This is a genomic window from Streptomyces sp. URMC 123 (assembly GCF_051386515.1).
Lineage (GTDB): Bacteria > Actinomycetota > Actinomycetes > Streptomycetales > Streptomycetaceae > Streptomyces.
In genome coordinates, this window is record NZ_JBPQTV010000681.1 from 1 (window position 1) to 644 (window position 644).

1 protein-coding gene is annotated in these 644 nt (G+C 78.6%); it reads left to right on the top strand.

The features are described from left to right. Positions 1–644 (top strand): TGS domain-containing protein (locus ACSNOD_RS31610; protein ID WP_436770506.1); only part of this gene is annotated, 644 nt, incomplete at both ends.

Sequence of the window (644 nt, forward strand, 5' to 3'; positions counted from 1 at the left end):
GGGCGGCCCGGCGGCGAGGTGGCCGAAGTCCTCATCCGCACCCACCGGATGCACCGCGTCGCCGAGGCGGGGGTGATCGCCCTGGGCAACCCGTACGCCGTGCCCGCGGAGGGCGGCGAACCGCACTCCGGCGCGGCGGCCGCGGGGGGGACGCCCCATGCCCCGGGCGGCCACGCCGCGGGCTCCCAGGACCCCGCCGACGGCGAGCGGGCGGACCCCACGCGCCCCGGCTGGCTGTGCCGCCTCCTGGACTGGCAGCGGGCGGCGCCCGACCCCGACACGTTCTGGACCTCGCTGCGCGACGAACTGGCGGAGGACCAGGAGATCACCGTGTTCCGCGCGGACGGCGCCGCCGTCGGCCTGCCGGCCGGGGCCAGCTGCGTGGACGCCGCCTACGGGCTCCACGGCGAGGACGCGCACGCCTGCATCGGGGCCCGCGTCAACGGCCGTCTGGCGACCCTGGCCACCGTACTGAGCGACGGCGACACCGTGCAGTTGCTCATGGCCCACGAAACCGGGGCCGGGCCCTCCCCGGAGTGGCTGGAGCACGCCCGCACCCCCGCCGCCCGGATCGCCATCAGCCGCTGGCTGAACGCCCACCGTGACGAGACGGGGCCGCCGGCCGCCGCGCAGCCGCCCGCCAA